Source organism: Microcoleus sp. MOSTC5 (assembly GCF_036701825.1).
Taxonomy (GTDB): domain Bacteria; phylum Cyanobacteriota; class Cyanobacteriia; order Cyanobacteriales; family Microcoleaceae; genus Microcoleus; species Microcoleus asticus.
In genome coordinates this window covers 22,117-39,415 of the sequence record NZ_JAUBRK010000009.1, presented here as the reverse complement: position 1 = coordinate 39,415, position 17,299 = coordinate 22,117, and the positions used below count along the sequence as shown (strand labels likewise).

The 17,299-nt window shown below is 44.2% G+C and carries 16 protein-coding genes and 1 CRISPR repeat array; of the genes, 10 read left to right on the top strand and 6 right to left on the bottom strand.

Annotation, left to right across the window (positions count from 1 at the left end):
* Positions 1-22: 22 nt before the first annotated feature.
* Positions 23-1,639, top strand: a complete 1,617-nt coding sequence (locus QUA54_RS06425) for an AAA family ATPase (protein WP_333413873.1) — start codon at positions 23-25, stop codon at positions 1,637-1,639.
* Positions 1,640-2,452, top strand: a complete 813-nt coding sequence (locus QUA54_RS06420) for a hypothetical protein (protein ID WP_333413872.1) — start codon at positions 1,640-1,642, stop codon at positions 2,450-2,452. It abuts the gene before it with no gap.
* A 360-nt stretch (positions 2,453-2,812) separates the two neighbouring features.
* Here QUA54_RS06420 and xseB read toward each other — a convergent pair whose 3' ends face one another.
* The 4 genes from xseB to QUA54_RS06400 form a co-directional block, all read right to left on the bottom strand.
* Entirely contained in the window at positions 2,813-3,310 is a 498-nt protein-coding gene (xseB, locus tag QUA54_RS06415; protein ID WP_445301532.1) for an exodeoxyribonuclease VII small subunit, read from the bottom strand.
* A 423-nt stretch (positions 3,311-3,733) separates the two neighbouring features.
* Positions 3,734-4,450 (bottom strand): GUN4 domain-containing protein, encoded by a 717-nt coding sequence (locus tag QUA54_RS06410; RefSeq protein ID WP_172186979.1) that lies wholly within the window; start codon positions 4,448-4,450, stop codon positions 3,734-3,736.
* 232 nt (positions 4,451-4,682) lie between these two features.
* Positions 4,683-5,255 (bottom strand): hypothetical protein, encoded by a 573-nt coding sequence (locus tag QUA54_RS06405; protein ID WP_333184117.1) that lies wholly within the window; start codon positions 5,253-5,255, stop codon positions 4,683-4,685.
* 276 nt (positions 5,256-5,531) lie between these two features.
* Entirely contained in the window at positions 5,532-5,741 is a 210-nt protein-coding gene (locus QUA54_RS06400) for a hypothetical protein (RefSeq protein WP_333184120.1), read from the bottom strand.
* 968 nt (positions 5,742-6,709) lie between these two features.
* Between QUA54_RS06400 and QUA54_RS06395 the strand changes: the two genes are divergently transcribed.
* The 5 genes from QUA54_RS06395 (at position 6,710) to QUA54_RS06375 (ending at position 10,868) form a co-directional block, all read left to right on the top strand.
* The gene (locus QUA54_RS06395; RefSeq protein ID WP_333413871.1) at positions 6,710-9,349 is read left to right on the top strand and encodes an AAA-like domain-containing protein; all 2,640 of its coding nucleotides are present in this window, start codon (positions 6,710-6,712) and stop codon (positions 9,347-9,349) included.
* A 65-nt stretch (positions 9,350-9,414) separates the two neighbouring features.
* Entirely contained in the window at positions 9,415-9,669 is a 255-nt protein-coding gene (locus tag QUA54_RS06390; RefSeq protein WP_333413870.1) for a type II toxin-antitoxin system RelN family antitoxin, read from the top strand.
* Positions 9,659-10,024 carry a type II toxin-antitoxin system RelE/ParE family toxin gene (locus QUA54_RS06385; protein WP_333413869.1) on the top strand — a complete coding sequence of 122 codons (366 nt, stop codon included), beginning with the start codon at positions 9,659-9,661 and terminating at the stop codon, positions 10,022-10,024. The genes QUA54_RS06390 and QUA54_RS06385 overlap by 11 nt, the downstream gene beginning before the upstream one ends.
* 18 nt (positions 10,025-10,042) lie before the next feature.
* Positions 10,043-10,666, top strand: a complete 624-nt coding sequence (gene ruvA, locus QUA54_RS06380; protein WP_172186984.1) for a Holliday junction branch migration protein RuvA — start codon at positions 10,043-10,045, stop codon at positions 10,664-10,666.
* A gap of 16 nt (positions 10,667-10,682) precedes the next feature.
* Complete coding sequence (locus tag QUA54_RS06375; protein WP_333413868.1) at positions 10,683-10,868, top strand: CRISPR-associated endonuclease Cas2; 186 nt, start codon at positions 10,683-10,685, stop codon at positions 10,866-10,868.
* Between the two features lie 376 nt (positions 10,869-11,244).
* Positions 11,245-12,160: direct repeats of the CRISPR family, unit length 27 nt; unit sequence CACTTTTCCCCGCAAGGGGATTGAAAC.
* A gap of 33 nt (positions 12,161-12,193) precedes the next feature.
* Here the strand turns inward: QUA54_RS06375 and QUA54_RS34400 are convergent.
* Positions 12,194-12,418 (bottom strand): hypothetical protein, encoded by a 225-nt coding sequence (locus QUA54_RS34400; protein WP_445301531.1) that lies wholly within the window; start codon positions 12,416-12,418, stop codon positions 12,194-12,196.
* 26 nt (positions 12,419-12,444) lie between these two features.
* On the opposite strand from QUA54_RS34400, the gene rpsO reads away from it, so the two are divergent.
* The 3 genes from rpsO (at position 12,445) to aroF (ending at position 14,551) form a co-directional block, all read left to right on the top strand.
* Positions 12,445-12,714, top strand: coding sequence for a 30S ribosomal protein S15 (gene rpsO, locus QUA54_RS06370; protein ID WP_333205659.1), 270 nt, complete (start codon positions 12,445-12,447; stop codon positions 12,712-12,714).
* A gap of 95 nt (positions 12,715-12,809) precedes the next feature.
* Entirely contained in the window at positions 12,810-13,283 is a 474-nt protein-coding gene (locus tag QUA54_RS06365) for a PAM68 family protein (protein ID WP_333413867.1), read from the top strand.
* A 206-nt stretch (positions 13,284-13,489) separates the two neighbouring features.
* The gene (gene aroF, locus QUA54_RS06360; RefSeq protein ID WP_333413866.1) at positions 13,490-14,551 is read left to right on the top strand and encodes a 3-deoxy-7-phosphoheptulonate synthase; all 1,062 of its coding nucleotides are present in this window, start codon (positions 13,490-13,492) and stop codon (positions 14,549-14,551) included.
* Between the two features lie 90 nt (positions 14,552-14,641).
* Here the strand turns inward: aroF and QUA54_RS06355 are convergent, their stop codons facing one another.
* On the bottom strand, positions 14,642-17,245 hold the full coding sequence (locus QUA54_RS06355) for a dynamin family protein (protein ID WP_333413865.1): 2,604 nt from the start codon (positions 17,243-17,245) through the stop codon (positions 14,642-14,644).
* Between the last annotated feature and the right edge of the window lie 54 nt (positions 17,246-17,299).

Below are 17,299 nucleotides of genomic sequence, written 5' to 3'. Positions count from 1 at the left end.
TATTCCTTATTAAGAGGTATGAATGGATTCTATTAAAGTGGAAAGATTACGCTGTCTCGCTGACACTGGCTATATTCAGTTAAAGCCTATAACTGTTCTTCTTGGACAAAATAGTTCAGGCAAGAGTAGTTTTTTGCGTATTCTTCCTCTATTGAAACAAAGCTTAGAATCTAGAACAACTGGGCCAATACTTTGGTCTGGTCGCCTAGTTGACTTCGGTAATTTTAAAGATGCTCATCAAACTGGAGCAGAAGACAATAACAATATTGAATTTTCTTTTAACTTCAAGCTAGACGCAACAAAATTAACCTATTATAGAGATTTTCTCTACTTTCATTCTTCGGGAGTACAGGATTTAAACAGTTTTGATATAAGCTTAACTCTCCAGGTATCAGAAGATAAAGAGAAAAAAACTACAAGAACAAGTAGAATTATTTTGCAGTTTGAGGATTCAAAAATCCAATTAGATTTGGGTGAGGATGATTCTGTAACGATTTTTTTGGTTAATAATTCATTTAACGTCTTAAATTTGGGTAAATATGTTGCCATAAAATTTGATAGTAGTTTGCTTCTGCCAACTATTACTGAAATTGAGCAAAAAAAAGAATATGATTTTGAAAAAATCTCCTCACTATTTCCTGGTTTTATTGGATATCGTTCTCGCTTCAGAGCTTTATTTCAAGCCTTGATAGACAAAACCGAGGAGACGGCTTATCCTACAACTAAGTTAGAGACTATTATTAAAATGGCATTCTCCTTTGGTCTAGGCAACTCAGAAAATCTGCTAAAATATATTAAAGAAAATAATTTTGCTGGCAAATACTGGAAAAATAAAACAAGAGATTGGACAATAGAGACAAAGGATTTTCAAGAGCTAAGGGATATAATTATCGCAAATGCAATACCTTATATTCTTGAAAAATGTAATGAGACGCTAGCGAACTTCTCCAAGAATATTAGGTATATTGGGCCAGTACGAGCTACAGCAGAGCGTTATTACCGAACTCAAGATTTAGCGGTTGATGAAGTGGATTACCAAGGTAATAATCTTGCAATGTTTTTGCGTAATCTAACTAATTCAGAAATGGAAAGCTTTTCGGCTTGGACTTTAGATAACTTTGGATTTAAGCCATCAATTAAATCGAGCGAAGGCCATATTTCACTAACAATATGTTCTAAGGATTCGGATAAAAACCTTAATATTGCTGATACTGGGTTTGGTTTTTCTCAAATTCTTCCTGTTATTACTCAATTATGGTCACTAAGTTCCAAAGAAAACGTACAGTCAACCTCTCGTCGAGCAAACAGAGGAACAATAACATACGCTATCGAGCAACCAGAGTTACATCTTCATCCCCGTATGCAAGGGACTTTAACAGATGCCTTGGTTAAGTCAATCAAAACAGCTAAGGAGAAAAACATTGATCTACGTTTAATGATTGAAACTCATAGTGAAGTATTGGTAAATCGCCTAGGACAATTAATTGCTGAAGGTAAAATTTCTCCTGATGAAATTAACATTGTTTTGTTTGAGCCATCCGATCAAGTGGGAGAACTAACCATAAGAAATGCCCAATTCGATTCAGATGGGTATCTTTTAAACTGGCCACTAGGTTTTTTTGAAATGGAACTTGTATAAATGCTAATTTTGATTGATAGCTCTGTAGTAGATAAGGGAGAAGAAAATACTTGGGACGATGAGACTGTTTTGGCTTTAGAAATTCTTGCAACTGCTCGTCGTGAAGGTAAGCATTTAGTAATAGCTGAGAGAAAAACTTTAAAAAAGATTGCTCGATGCTGTCGTTTATCTGAAATTACAAGGAATGTTTACACACACTTATCTAACCACGCTACACAAAATTTTAGATCTTATCTTTCTGTGGTAAAGAGGTATATTGAAATTGTTAATCCTTGTCTTGAACCGCAAGTGGTTGAGAATTCAGGTCAGCAAATTATTCAAGTAGCTCCACGTTTTTTTAATGATTCAGAGTCAGTACAGAAAACCATACTCTTGTGTGAAAATAGTGATGATGCTGTTTTTTACGAAACTATAGCAAAAGTTTATCTTATATGGAAAAAGAGGAATGTACAAATAGTATGCGAACCTAGAGGCGGTGGTGGTAATACAATTTCTAGTGAGTATATTAATATTCAGAAAGCAAAAAAACGCTTTTGCCTTTGTATTGTAGATAGCGATAAAATTGCTCCTGATGGAAACCTTGGGTCTACAGCATCTCGCCTGCAAACTCAGAGCGATTCAACTTGTATAAATACACAAACTTTTATTCTTGATTGCCGTGAAATTGAAAACTTAATACCTAACTCAATTTTATCTGAACTGTGTTCAGGAAATCAGGAAAGACTCAAAGCATTAAAATATTTTGAAAATATTAGTAGTGCAGTCGATATTAGATATTTTTTAGATCTCAAGAAAGGAACTCGAATGAAATAAATTATTCAGGCAAGTAATCCTAATATTAAGTCTTTTTGGAAAGTAAAACTTTCTCTGATTCCCAATATATCAAGTTGTATAGATAATTGGTGTCAAGCTAACTGGCAATGCAGTAATAGTGGAGAATGTCAATGTAAAATATCACTTGGCTTTGGAGAAAATACACTGAGTAATACCGTTGAATATCTTAAAAAGGAAACTCCTCATAAAATTGCAAAAATAGTCGATAGATCTAAGCATTCTGATTGGGAACAGATTGGACAGGTTGTTATGGATTGGTGCATTGCTGAAAGTCCTATTCGTGCTTGATAAGGTGTCATTACCTTTTTATTTATAAAGGCGGAGCGCCTACACCTGCGCTTAAAAATCGGGTTCTGCAGCTAAAAGCTCGATCGACAAATCCATCTGTTCCTTCCCCCGCGCCAAAAATTTTTCGCACTCCTGCAAGCACTCCACAGCCACCGCAAACTGCTCGAAAACCTCCTCAAGAGGCAATTCTCCCGATTCCACGCGATCGATAATCGCTTCAATTCGATTTTGTAACAGTTGCCAATGCTCTTCTTCTGTCTGAAATCTTGCCCGCACAGCGTTTGCTAAATAGAGCATTCGCTGCTTGTTTTCCAAGTAAATATCTGCTAATATTGGTAGAGATTGAACTGCCGCCGCAGTCGGAGTGCGGGGTCGTTTATCTGCTACTAAATCGGCGAGAAAGTCGTCTCTTTCGTGCCCGATGCCTGTAATAATTGCAATCGTACAATTCGCGATCGCCCTGACAACTCTTTCATCATTAAAACAAGCCAAATCTTCCGCAGAACCGCCGCCCCGCCTTAAAACGATCGCATCGGCCCTACCGTCCAATTCTACGCGGGCGATCGCGCAGGCGATCGTTATGTGTCAATAAAAGTCGCTACAAGCTGACAAAAAACAGTAAAAATTAGGTCATAAAATTGGGTAGTTCTTATTAGACAAACCGTTGAAATCCTTATTTAAGCCTTGGTTGCTGGCGGACAATCCTCTCCGGAACCGTCCGCCAGCAACCAAGCGGGAGAAGGGATTTCAACGATGGGAGAAGTCTATTATAGAAAATTTCCCAACTTTCCTAAAGCCCGCTCCTATGCCCTCTCTTCCTCTGTGGAACAGGAGTCTGGCCTGTGAATTCCTGCACAGTGGAACAGGGGGAACGTGTGTGAATCGCTGTGGTTCAATCCAACACTCCCTCACCAACAAATGTGGGGCCGAACATTCAGCCCGCCCCACATTCTCCAAAAGGCGCCAAACCATTCACTTAACCCAAGCCGGATGAGCCATCAAAGCCGAAAACGGCTGCACTCCCCGCAACTGATTCGACAGCGGCAAATGACCCCTAGGCGCGCTCAAATCCCAAATAAATTCTTGCGGATACCGCGTCCAATTATTTCCCTTCTTCCAGCCAATTAGCGGCCACAACTTATCCCAATTCTTGCCCGAACTCAGCCAAATTTCCCGCTGCACCGAAAAGCCAAATTTGCCTTCGGAATGAACTTTCCACAGCGTATTAATTGTTTGCAAATCCGCCACGGGCAAACTCTCAACTTGCGTAAAATACAGCCACTTTCTCTGCAAAGCTGTATCACCCGCCAATTCACAAAGCTTGTCTAAAGTTAAGCGATCGGCTTCTTGAAATTCCTGTAATGCCAATAATTGTTGCAGGGGAGTGTAATCAATGTTAGAGTCCGATCGCAGCGGCACGAGCCCAGTCGGAAAATTCGCTTGCAAAAACTCCGCCGCTCTCGGAGAATTAGCACTGTAAAGAATTTGGTAAGCCTTACCCATTACCGCAGTCGGTGCCTCTGACTTGCGCTCTAATAAAAATTCCATCAATACATCCCAACCGGAATCTGCTATTTGTTGTTGCAGCAGTTGCAGTTGAGCTTTTTCCGAACCCGACCTCAACTGAGAGCGGAGTTCGGCTGTATCGGCTGCCGAGTCTAGAGGAGAAGTTGAAATCGAGTCAGTCATGAGAAACTATCAGCTATCAGCTATCAGCTATCAGCTATTAGCTGAAGCCCTGGTTTTCCCCCATTGTACAATGGTACTGACTCCGATTCACTTCTCTATACTCGGATGCCTGCGCGCAACGCCGGCTAGTTTAGCCTCACGCCCGCACACTCTTGGCCAATGGCAGCAATAGCAAATAAGTCTACCATCTAAAATTTACCATCGATGCCATGTCAAAGAGTTTGTCTTGAAGCTAGTCGTCCACGATCGAAACCCATGCAGAGAACGAAGGCGGAAAAAAGTTTATGTCATATTCCGAGTCTTCCCACTCTTTGACCCAAAGCGGCACGGCGCCGGGGCGAGGAGTTGGAGCAAACGTGCGTTCTTTGACTTCGATCGAGTGAAATAGCTGTTTTAAAGTATCTCCCCGATCCAAAGCTTCGCTGAGGATGTCGTCCAAGTCAGGATCGACCCGTTTGACCCGGTTCTTGTCGTCCTCAAGCCACAGAAGTTTCAAAGACTTCAGATCCCTCGGACTGAGGATGCTCTTGTAGTAAACCCGCTTGAGGGTCGCTACGGGCTCCAACGAGCGTTCGATCCGGCGGATTTGCTGAACTCGCAGGTAGTGCCATTCCGCTAAACGCTTGCTTTCCGAAGGCGGGAGGGTTCCCTTCCCGGCTGCGTGTTTGTAGTCGTATTTAATCAAACTGCAAGCCATATTGGCTAGCAGGTGAATCAACTGTTTTTCTTTGGGTGTCGCCTGACGCCGTTCCTGGGTTCTTGTCAATACGCGCTGTCTGCGGGTAGTTTCGAGAGTATTTTCCATTGGGTTTTTACGAGATGAAATACGATTTTGCCAGATCCGAATCCCGAACATCAGAAGGTAAGGAAGTTTATAGGCGGGGAAACTGCACCGACAGACTTGCCTTACCTGTTTATTTTCCCATCCACGGTTCTCAGAAACTGACCCCCACCCCCGGGATTAGGTAGACTGATTATTGGGATCGAGTTTTAACCGCCTCGATCCGAGGCGGTTGCGACAACAAACGCCACCACAACCACAACCACAAGCGCACAACAGCGAACCACACTATAGCGCCAATTATTTCCTGTTTTTACCCGTTTTTACCTCTTCTTGCTCCCCATCCTCATTCGTTCCAGTGTAGTTAAAGTCGGGACGACTCTCCCAAGCCGTCAAACTGCTGGTTGATGAAGGTTGTGGGGCGATCGCAGAAGCGCTGGCGCTGCCTGCCTCGAAAAAGCCGAAGCCAGCCGAGGCAATTACCCCTAATACTAAGATGCTGTTTTTCATGTTCGATGACCCTGATTTTCGTAGATTGACACTTTTTGGCTAACCCGATCTGTCAGAAATGGGTTGATGCAATAACCCACTTGTCTTCTGATAAATCTGCCTGCCATAATCAATTCAGACAGGCACACCCGCTTGCGATCGGAAACGCCGGAAGTGACGTGTTACTAACGTCCACGATCATCTACCAACCCGAATCTTTTGGGTAGTGGAGCGAAAGCCATCAGGGCGCCGATCCATCAGGGAGTTATGCCATCAGGGTGCTAATCCATCGGGTAGTTAAGCCATCAGGGCGCATCTTCTACAATTAGCCACAGACTTAACTTTTATAGTTGAGCGAGTGGTTTGCCGGGCTCTGACAACGCCTTTAAGAATTAAACTTTTTGTGGATTCATCCTGAAAAGTTTGTTCTTAGGAATCCCCGAACGCGAAAGCCCGGGGAAAGTCAGCAGCATGGAATTCCATGCAATCTAAGTCAACTAAAAAAAACGCAGATTAACGATATCTCCCACTCAAGCAGTCCTCAGCAAAACGCTGGGGTTTTTTATTGGCAGCCTTGCTCAGCGTTTGCCTCCGGCATCCGGCAGGCGGATCTGAAGGCAGAAGGTTGACGGCGCTGCGGTTATGAGTTTCCCTGGCAACATCATACCACCGAGTGATTTTTAAAGTATTATTGTAAAAAAATGTGAAAAAAAGGGCATTTTAGCGTTTTCAATTCGATCGGGTGAAAATTCATCTAATTATGTGAACGAGCGTAAAGAATCAATTGCCGGGGTACAATTAGGCCGATCGTAGGATTTGCGGCCAACGCTTGCAAAGATACGGTAAAGATTGACCAGGAGAAAGCTGAGCTAGTAGATAATAGAGAAAGAGGAACAAAAATTTTAAACAATATTAAGCTGGCAATAATTGGAATTTTGTAACCTTTCGATCACACAGCATAGGGGCGTAGCATCTTGATGAATTCCCAGATGACAGCAGAAGTCAACTCCACCTACCAATATCAAGTCGGAGGATATTTGCCTGCCGGTGCGCCCACCTATGTCAGGCGATCGGCCGACAGCGAACTCTACGAAGGGATCAAAGCCGGAGACTTCTGCTACGTGTTGAGTTCGCCACAAATGGGCAAGTCCAGCCTGCTAGTGCAAACCGCCAAAATGTTGCAAGCAGAAGGTACAGTTTTTGCGGCCGTCAACTTGAGAAGCATCAGCAGCCCAAATATCTCCCCCCAAAAGTGGTATGCCGCAATCATGTACCGCATGGCAAGCAGTTTGCACCTCACAAACAGGTTTGATGCCATCAAGTGGTGGAACGATCGCGAACTGCTATCGCCGGTGCAGCGATTGGAGATATTTATCGAAAAAGTTTTGCTCAAGTCACTTCAGCAAAATCTGGTAATTTTCATAGATGACATTGACAGCATCAGCAGCCTAAATTTCAGTACCAGCGATTTTTTTGCTTTGATCCGGGCTTGTTACTCCAAGCGGGCAGAGCAACCGGAATACGATCGCCTGACTTTTGCTGTTATGGGAGTAGTAGCCCCCTCAGCATTGATCCGAGATCCAAGCTGCAACCCTTTTAATATTGGACGGCAGATTCATTTAAGTCGATTCCAACTGCACGAAAGTTTGCCGCTAGCAAAAGGATTGGCTCTCAAAGCTTTTCGCCCCCAAAAAGTGCTCCAAGAAATATTAGCTTGGACGGGCGGACAACCGTTTCTAACTCAAAAAGTTTGCCACTTGGTACTTGAATACGGGCCTTTTATTGGCAGAAATTCCGAAGCTCATCAGGTTGAAAAACTGGTCAAACACAGAATTATTAAAAATTGGGAAGAAGAAGACGAACCCCAACATTTGACACCAATTCGCGATCGCATTTTCCACAGCCACTGCGACATCACACGGCTGTTAACGCTGTACCAGCAAATTTTGCAACCGCCCCAGCCAACAAAACCGGGGGAATCGCAGGGAGTAGCAGCAGATTACTCTCCCGAAAAAATCGAATTGCAACTGTCAGGACTGGTTGTTAAATCTCACGGTAAATTAATAGTTTCTAACCTAATTTATCAGTCAGTTTTTAATCGGTTCTGGGTAGAAAAAGAGCTGGGAAAATTGGCTCCGTACCGCTCCGCGCTAGCAGCATGGCTGGCTTCTGACCGCGAAGATGAATCGCTGTTATTGACAGGGGAAAGTTTGCAGTCAGCTTTGGATTGGGCTGCGAACAAACAATTAAGCCAAGAACACTATTGGTTCTTGAATCCCGATCGAACTTTTGAAGAAAAACCGACAGTCGTTGTCGCACAAGTTGCAGACAGCAGCGCAGACACCGATGCAGGCAGCAGCATCCTCACCCCGCCCTCAGAGAGTGTTCCAACTGGCAGCAACGAACAGAGATTGTACGATCACATCGTCTCCTGCGTGGAAACAGAATCCCCCGCACAGGTGATCGAACGGTTCCGAAAGCTATTTATCGACGGCATGGGCTATCCCGATCGAGAGATTGAAGCAACTTTGTACAGTATAGTATCAGTCAAGCGAGCAAATTACGACTTTAAATATATCCTCCACCGCTGCTGCTACATCCCGATTAACCGCTGGCAATTGCATTCCCAAAACCACTTGGCGATCGCCAAGTTGGTAGCTTTATTTAAGCAGACTTCTCCCAGATTCGGGATGGAATTTTACATAGTCAAGCGCTTGCAAGAACAAATAGCTTTCTTTACTCAAAGTGAAGAATTCCAGACCATAGAGCGCTTAGTAAAAGCCTTAGATAGAGAGGCGGAACAGCAGAAACAAGATACAGATTCTCCTTTGGGCGAATTGATCTGTAGGTATCCTTATTTGTACGGCCATTCTCTACTGAGCAAGGACAGCATTGAGGAAGACCAACAAACTATCAAAAAACTGGCATTTCAAAGACAGCGACAATTTGAAATACATTTGTCTCAATATTTAAATTATTTGGTTGAGCCGAGAAATACAGAAATAGGCATTGTGCAGCGGGCAGCTAATCCCACACTTTTGAACGATGCAGAACTGCACTTAGCGGTCAGGGAATTTGCGGGAAAAGTAGTAGCAGGCGATCGCAGCTACAAAGAAGCGGCTCAATTTTTCCTGAGAGATTCCAGAAAAACTCCATCTTACGGTTCATTTAAAGTGGATTTATATGAATATTTAATATCGTCGGTCGAACCAGAATACGGCGGGCGTCAATTTAACGATCGTTTGTACAAGCAAATCAAAAATACATTGCGAGAAAATGACTCGGTGAAATTCAATAATATATTGTTAGTTCGGACTTGCCACCAGTTGTTCAACTTCTTAGTAGTGGAAAATTCCCAACATCCCAGCCACTACGTTTTTTACGACTTGGTGTACAACCTCGGCGCCAGCCGGACTATGGGTTTAATGTTCAAACTCGTTCTACTTTCGGGCAAAGTTAAACCAGAGTTGGAAAAGCGATTTTCTATTTTGTTTAATCACTATGAAGGTAAAGCTTCTAATGAAATTATGTGGTTTGTCAAATCGTTGGAAAATTTCAATGTGGCTTTGGTTGTGAATTTTGGCAAGACGGATTTGTCTTTGGTTAAACATCATCTTATTTTGAATTAAAAAAAAAAACTCCCTGGTGCAGGGTTATATAATAGTATTAATTTCAAAAAATCAAGGTAAAACACATGAAAGCCTTTGAAGTCACAGGAACGATCGACGAAAAAGGTCAATTATTGCTCGATCGACCTTTAACACTAGACACTCCGGGCCCCGTGCGAATTATCGTCCTTCTTCCCGAACCTACAGATGAAGCTGAAGACGACCCCGACGATACTCCAGTTGAAGAAGTAAAAGCTAGTCTCAAAAGAGCGTTGCAGGAAGCTAAAACCCGACAGCGAATACCTCTTTCTCAAATGTGGGAGGGCATCGATGTCGAATGAATCCGATCATCTAGTTCAAATCGATTTAACGCCTGAGTATAAGCGAAATTTGCGTGAATTATCCAAAAAGTATCGACAAATCCGGCTAGATACTCAGCCCGTAATTGAACAAATACAGGCAGGCAATTTTATTGGCGATCGCATTCCCGGAATGGGCGAAGATTATATCATCTTAAAAGTCCGAGTGAAAAACAGCAACATCCAAAAAGGGAAAAGTGCAGGGTATCGCATGATTTATCAGATTGAATCGCCCCTCAGCGTACTTTTGTTAACCATTTACTCAAAATCCGATCGCACAGATATCAGCCTCAACGAAATCCGCAGCATCATAGCCGAGTTTGATGAAAGCCAATAGCGGTGTATTATAAACTCTATGATTAGCTATCTCAAAGGCACAGTCGCCGATATCGCCAAAGGCAGCAACCGCGTCATATTGACTCTCGAAGTCAATCAAATTGGCTATGAAATCCAAATTTTGCCCCGCGTGACCGGTCAATTGCCAGCCTCCGGCGAAGTCGCCCAAATATTTACCCACCAGCAAGTTAAGGAAGACCAAATCGTATTGTACGGTTTTGGCAGCGCGGCAGAACGCGATTTGTTTCGGCAGTTGACGAGTGTCAGCGGTGTCGGTGCTCAACTGGCGATCGCACTTCTCGATACTTTAGGATTGCAAGATTTAGTCCAGGCGATCGTCGGCGGTAACACCCGCATCCTCGCCAAAACTCCGGGCGTGGGTACAAAAACCGCAGAACGTCTCGCCCTCGAACTCAAAAGCAAACTCTCGGAATGGCGACAGCAAGCAGGTTTGACAACTTCAGTCGCCGCCGGAGTCCCCCCAGCTATTCAAGAAGAAGTCGAGATGATCCTGCTGGCGATGGGATACACTGCGGCTGAAGTCTTGCAAGCGCTGCAAACCCTCAGTCAAGACAGCACTTTGTGCGCCAAAGGTAATGCCGATGATTGGATACGTGAGGCGATCGCCTATTTGAGCCGATAGTTTTCTGGTCAATACTATGGTTTTTGAGTGTGTCCTGTCTCAGCGTCAGTTTGAGGAGTTTCGCACTCGCCTGCGGGGACGGGTCAATTTGGATGAAGATAACATCCGTTTTTATGCTTTGTCAACGCGGGCGATCGGGCAGGTAGAAACTTGGGGTTCTGGCCCGCCGGTGACTCAAGCGCCAACTTCGATCGTTGTCTAAAGTATTTTTTTTGACACTTGACAGCTAGGGAAATCTAGGTTAACCTTACGCCATTGCTAAATTGTGATTGTAAATCACACAAGCCAATACAAACTTGTCGTGTTAATTACTATCTAAATAAACAGCGCCAGTACCTATAAAATTAAATAGATTAGAGCAGTGTTTTAGCGCTTCAATCATTTAGCTGTGCGATAGCCTCGCTAAATGGCTGAAACACCGATTCTCTGGTCGAGGCGGCCGTTCCCTTGTCCCGTAAAGGTTTCAGGGATTTTTGAGAGGTGATTTTCGGCCCTAAGTGAGTTCAGCATCAGAGGCGGTCGGAAACGGCTTCTGGAGCCTTTACTACGCAAGGCTTTCACAACGAGGGGTCGCAATTCACTTTTCCCCGCAAGGGGATTGAAACTCTGGTAAACAATAATCAGGTTGAATGTAGATTGCTTTGTCACGTCGCAATTCACTTTTCCCCGCAAGGGGATTGAAACTCCCTCTACAACACAGAAGTGATTTACCAGCTTCAGAGTCGCAATTCACTTTTCCCCGCAAGGGGATTGAAACTTTGCTTTATTAGGATTTTTATAGTCTATAATAAAAAGTCGCAATTCACTTTTCCCCGCAAGGGGATTGAAACTAAACTCTGTAAATTGTACGTCTTGCACATACCAGACAACAGTCGCAATTCACTTTTCCCCGCAAGGGGATTGAAACTAGCCTTCCCTGACTTGATCCAGCGCTCCGCCCTCATGGTCGCAATTCACTTTTCCCCGCAAGGGGATTGAAACACATAGCTATCTACCCAGCCCTCCTTGCTATCGCCGAGTCGCAATTCACTTTTCCCCGCAAGGGGATTGAAACATGGTGTCTAACGCTTCTAGTAACACACCCGCTTTACCTTGTCGCAATCCACTTTTCCCCGCAAGGGGATTGAAACAATAAAGTGGAGTATGATAGGTCATTAATTGCGCCACAATTCACTTTTCCCCGCAAGGGGATTGAAACGCCTGATGTTAAGTACATCAAGTTAGATAGACGACCGCAATTCACTTTTCCCCGCAAGGGGATTAAAACAGGGCGTAGGCCAGTAATATAGGTAAGTATGTTATCGCCGCAATTCACTTTTCCCCGCAAGGGGATTGAAACTCCGCTTCATTACGGGTGCGATCTGCGCTAGGTGCAATGTGTCGCAATTCATTTTTCCCCGCAAGGGGATTAAAACTTTATCAAGACAACTCTGCTGGGTCTACAACCGTCACCATACAGTCGCAATTCACTTTTCCCCGCAAGGGGATTAAAACTGGAAGTTGCCGATCGTCCAGTCTTCAACAGCTTCAGTTGCAATTTACTTTTCCCAGCAATGGGATTAATATCAATTCCGGCTGTGCCGGAATGATGAGGAGACGGCAGTGCCGTTTCCCTACCCCGATCGATTGTAGGGACACGGCACTGCCGTCTCCTCCGTTTATATCTCGGTTTGCGAACTCTTGCAGCAAAAATTTCATCCCGCACGCTGCACCCTTGTCGATCACCTGTGATATCATTGGAGATTGTGACATCGTACAAAAAAAACTAAAATCAATTCATGGCTCTTACACAACAGCGCAAACAAGAAATCATGGGCGACTTCCAAACCCATGAAACCGATACCGGTTCAGCAGATCTCCAAGTCGCCATGCTGACCGATCGCATCACCAAACTCAGCGCCCACCTGAAAATCAACCAAAAAGACTTCGCCTCCCGGCGCGGTTTGATGATGATGATCAGCCGCCGCAAGCGCCTGCTGGCATACATCCAAAAGCAAAATGTCGATCGCTACAAAGCATTGATTGCGCGTCTAGGCATTCGCGGCTAAACACCAAAGCCAAAATTTGCGACAATATTCTTTAATCTTGGACAAACACCGAGACTTATTGAAAAATGTTCGAGATTTCAGGTTAGAGATAAAATATGTCCTCCGAACCACCCCGCAAGCGCTTGCCCTTTGAACCGGCAACAAATCGTAAAAAAACGCCTAAAAAGCTCCCAGAACCCCAAGCAAACGCAGCCTTAGAGTCGGATTCTGCTGACAAGCAGCCGAAAGCTAACAAAACCGGAAAACAGGCGCAATCCATCCCTGAAGTAGTCAGCAAACGCATGATATCCCGCATAGCGGTATTCTGCGGCATACCGACAATCCTGGGAATTTCCACATTTTTTGTAAGCTATTTGGTAGTCAGCAACGACTTGTTCGATCTGCCCAACACAGCAGTATTGCTGGTAAGCATGGGCTGTTTTGGTCTAGGTGTTCTGGGATTGAGCTACGGAGTCCTCTCGGCTTCCTGGGATGAAGAAGTTTCAGGAAGCACTCTGGGGTGGGAAGAATTTAATACCAATTTTGGACGGATGCGAGAAGCGTGGCGCGCGGCCAAACCAAAAAATTAGTCATTAGTCATTAGTTATTAGTTATTAGCTAACAACTAAGCTGTTAACCATCTAGAATTTGTTTTTGGGGAGGAAACAAGAACCAGCCCCACAACAATGCTAAAAATACTGATATAAATAGATTCTCGATCGCCCATTGCATCTATTTTTCTCAGTGCATCCGTGTCATAATCCGTGTCTAGCCCAACAGAAAAGGCAAAAAAAATATGATTATTGTAATGAAAGCCGGCACTCCAGAAGCCGAGATCGATCGACTAGACGAAGACCTCCGCACTACCTGGGGTTTGATCCCAGAAAAAATCGTCGGCCGTTACAAAACCGTCATGGGTTTGGTAGGCGATACCGTCGATCTCGAACCTCTGCAACTGCGCGAAATGAGCACCTGGATTGAAGAAGTGCTGCGCGTCGAAAAACCCTACAAGCGCGCTTCTCTGGAGTACCGCCAAGGAGAACCCAGCGCAGTAAAAGTTTCTACTCCTTTAGGAACTGTGACGATCGGCCTAAATCACCCGATCGCGATCGTAGCAGGCCCTTGCTCGGTCGAAAACGAAGAAATGATTGTCGAAACGGCAATGCGCGTCAAAGCTGCTGGAGCTCATTTTCTCCGTGGTGGCGCGTACAAACCGAGAACTTCCCCCTACGCTTTCCAAGGCCACGGCGAGAGTGCTTTGGGATTGCTAGCTGCGGCCCGGGAAGCTAGCGGTTTGGGAATTATCACCGAAGTGATGGATGCGGCCGACTTAAGTGCGATCGTGGAAGTAGCGGACGTGGTACAAGTCGGGGCGAGAAATATGCAGAATTTCTCACTGTTGAAGAAAGTCGGAGCTCAAGACAAACCTGTTTTGCTGAAGCGCGGCATTTCCGCCACCATTGAAGAATGGTTGATGGCTGCTGAGTATATCATGGCTTCTGGCAATCCGAACGTGATTTTGTGCGAGCGCGGAATTCGCGGGTATGACAGGCAATATACGCGCAATACGCTAGATTTGTCGGCAGTACCTGTATTGCGGACTCTGACTCACTTACCGGTGATGGTTGACCCCAGTCACGGTACCGGTTGGGCGCAGTTTGTACCGTCAATGGCGTTTGCTTCGATCGCCTCTGGTACTGATTCGCTGATGATTGAAGTGCACCCGAATCCGAAAAAAGCTTTGTCTGACGGGCCGCAATCTTTAACACCGGATCAGTTCGACAAGTTGATGGAAGAATTGGCGGTGATTGGTAAAGTCATGGGACGTTGGCCACAACCGGTGCCAGTTTTGGCGTAGAAATCGCAGTCATAAGTAGGTCATTGCCAAAAAAACCATAGTATTCACAAGGTACTATGGTTTTTTTGCGCTTAGCCGTTACTCATTGAATTAGCGATCGCTTTGATTTAAGATTGTTTGAATTTGATTTTGTACTTGTTCGAGTTCTCGACGTTTGTCAGCCAGCCAAACCTTTTCTGCTTCGCATTCTGCTTGATTTTGTCGATCGCGATTTTCCTGCTGTTCTAATAAATTCTCCCACAGCGAGATAGCTTTTGACATCACACCATTACTCGCCTCAATTCGCTTCTCGAATAATGCAATAATTCTTTCTTGTATCTTATCAAAAATAGACTGTGAAGATTCATCGAAATTCTCAAACCCTAACTCACAAACTTTTTCCTTGATTTGAGCTTTAACGGCGTCGCCATCTAAGAAACTCCAGCCCAAACCTCCACCAGCACCCGCAGCTAAGCCACCCAAAATAACTCCAATAAAACCAAGCCCTGTAAAAAACAGCAAAGCAGCACCGACGGCGGCACCAATCCCTAAACCGCCCATGAAGCCGCCATCTTCTATCTCACCAATTGATTCAGCAATCCCGCTTCCACTTGTACCAATCCCGCCCAAATTACCGGCCATCGCCAAATTATTAAATTGACTGACAAGGTTACTACTCAGTTGCTTATCGAACTTTTGAAACTCCTGCCGAATTGCATAAATGTCTTCATCTATTTGACTATTTAAAGCTCCCATATTCTGTTGAAAAATAAACTGTACTTTTTGAGTAGCCCAATCTTCTATTTCTTGGGTGATATCTCCCACAAATTGATCGGAATAATCTTTAGTCAACTCTTTTTGACTCCACATATGCGAATGCTCAGAAGTCCAGCGCTCTTTTTTTGTAATCAGGCGTTCTCCTAATCCTTCCACCCATTGATTCCAAGATTCAAGAGTTTTGTCTAAAGATTGCTGCATCAATTCATCCGCTAAAAGTTTGATTTTGACATCGCGGCCGCTTACTACCGCCATTTGTTCAAAAATATGCGCCTTATCTCCTTGAGAAACTGTCAACTTTCCTTCTAACATTTCCCGCATTTGAATCAATTCATCGCAGCCAGTGTCAATGATTTGCTTCATTCCAGATGCCGACTGCTGAAGTGCGATCGCTCCCCGTTCAACTGTCAAAAACTGCTCAACCGACTTTGTAAAACCCTGAAAAGATTTTAGGTAATCGTCATTTTCATTTCCTGCTAAAATCGCATCCAATGCTGATTGAGCAGAAATAAAATGACTCCGATTTTCCCCCGCAATAATCGGATTGGCCCCATTAACAATCGTTTGCACCCTTTTTCTTACCTGATTGCGACTCTCTTCTCGGCGCAGCAAATCGAAAAAATTAACAACAATAAAAATATTACTTGCGCCTCGATCGTTCGCATAATTCAGTTCTTTTTTTAAGTACAAAAGCAGTTCCCGCTCTTTTTCCGTTAAAGCATTTTGAGCATGAGTCAAGAAAATTACTGCATCAGCCGTTTTTAGAACTTGCTGAGTTACCGCTGTGCGTTCCGCTTGTTCGTTTAATCCGGGAGAATCAATAATTTCTACCCCATTGCGGCACAACTCTAATTCGGGATGCTCGAAAACAATTTCTTTAATTTCCGAATTGATTATCTCATCTTCGCAAGATCCCAAAGCCGCCTCTTCCGAAATGGAAGCTTTTTCTTGATATTGTGCCGGTGGAATTTCTTCCTCCCGTCCATCTTTGTAGCGACAAATCACCCTGCGCTGCGAACCATATTTCAAAATAGTCACAGTCCCGCTACAGGGAATATCCCGCACCGGTTGGATTTCTTCGCCGAGTAACGCATTGAGTAAAGTTGATTTGCCTTTACTAAACTCGCCGACAACAGCCACGCGGAAACGCTGAGATTGCAAGTTGCGAGATATTTTTGTTAGTTCTTCTGTTAAAGTACGAGAAAAGACGCTGCGCTCGCTTCCATCTAGCAGAATTAAATGTAGTTTGCCACAAACTGTATCCAGTTGTTTTCGATACTCCTGAAATTTTTTCAACTCCTGATAGGACGAAACTGAATGCTTTTGATTGCTTTGTTGTTTGGGTTTGGATGGCAAATATTCGATAATGTGACTAGCAGCACGGACAAACAAAGAATCGAGAGATTGAAATCGTGCGGGATCTAGTAACGAGTGGACTTCTGCTAAAGCTGCTGTATCGCTTATTGCTTGACTGCTAAAACTCGCTTCCAAAACTGCCAAGTATCGAGAGTCAATTTCCAGTGTGTTACCGATAAGTATCAAATACTCTTTTTCACGATCGTCCATTGTTCCATCTGCTGCCGACATCTGATAGCCAAAACTAATTAACAGCAGTTTTTCCTCCTCGGAAAAGCACGATGTCAGGGCCAGCAACTCGTGCATTTTTTTGTAAATTTCCTGATATCGCACGGCCTTAACCATCGGCTTTACCAATGGGCGCAAACTGTTGTTAGCGGGGATAAGTGCCGTCATAGTTGTGCTCAGTCGCTGCGTTTCCTCAGCGCCAACCGTACCGTCGGCATAGATAACTCCCACCAACACTGTCACCAGCCCCGCCAGGAAAAGCATCGGCGGAGAAATATCTTCTTTTCGGAGTTTTTGCCGTGTCAGCAGCGAAATAAGCTCAACGGTTTGGGAACTAATTAACGAAGTATTCATTTGTAGCGCCTAATAATATTTCTTTAATTAAATGGATCATAATAGATCAGTTGT

Excerpts from the sequence above, each read along its gene's own strand:
- QUA54_RS06375 (WP_333413868.1), top strand. The coding sequence starts at position 10,683 with ATGGTTTTTGAGTGTGTCCTGTCTCAGCGTCAGTTTGAGGAGTTTCGC.
- QUA54_RS06395 (WP_333413871.1), top strand. The coding sequence starts at position 6,710 with ATGACAGCAGAAGTCAACTCCACCTACCAATATCAAGTCGGAGGATAT.
- QUA54_RS06405 (WP_333184117.1), bottom strand. The coding sequence starts at position 5,255 with ATGGAAAATACTCTCGAAACTACCCGCAGACAGCGCGTATTGACAAGA.
- QUA54_RS34400 (WP_445301531.1), bottom strand. The coding sequence starts at position 12,418 with ATGTCACAATCTCCAATGATATCACAGGTGATCGACAAGGGTGCAGCG.
- ruvA (WP_172186984.1), top strand. The coding sequence starts at position 10,043 with ATGATTAGCTATCTCAAAGGCACAGTCGCCGATATCGCCAAAGGCAGC.
- rpsO (WP_333205659.1), top strand. The coding sequence starts at position 12,445 with ATGGCTCTTACACAACAGCGCAAACAAGAAATCATGGGCGACTTCCAA.
- QUA54_RS06425 (WP_333413873.1), top strand. The coding sequence starts at position 23 with ATGGATTCTATTAAAGTGGAAAGATTACGCTGTCTCGCTGACACTGGC.
- QUA54_RS06390 (WP_333413870.1), top strand. The coding sequence starts at position 9,415 with ATGAAAGCCTTTGAAGTCACAGGAACGATCGACGAAAAAGGTCAATTA.
- QUA54_RS06385 (WP_333413869.1), top strand. The coding sequence starts at position 9,659 with ATGTCGAATGAATCCGATCATCTAGTTCAAATCGATTTAACGCCTGAG.
- QUA54_RS06420 (WP_333413872.1), top strand. The coding sequence starts at position 1,640 with ATGCTAATTTTGATTGATAGCTCTGTAGTAGATAAGGGAGAAGAAAAT.
- QUA54_RS06410 (WP_172186979.1), bottom strand. The coding sequence starts at position 4,450 with ATGACTGACTCGATTTCAACTTCTCCTCTAGACTCGGCAGCCGATACA.
- QUA54_RS06365 (WP_333413867.1), top strand. The coding sequence starts at position 12,810 with ATGTCCTCCGAACCACCCCGCAAGCGCTTGCCCTTTGAACCGGCAACA.
- QUA54_RS06355 (WP_333413865.1), bottom strand. The coding sequence starts at position 17,245 with ATGAATACTTCGTTAATTAGTTCCCAAACCGTTGAGCTTATTTCGCTG.
- aroF (WP_333413866.1), top strand. The coding sequence starts at position 13,490 with ATGATTATTGTAATGAAAGCCGGCACTCCAGAAGCCGAGATCGATCGA.
- QUA54_RS06400 (WP_333184120.1), bottom strand. The coding sequence starts at position 5,741 with ATGAAAAACAGCATCTTAGTATTAGGGGTAATTGCCTCGGCTGGCTTC.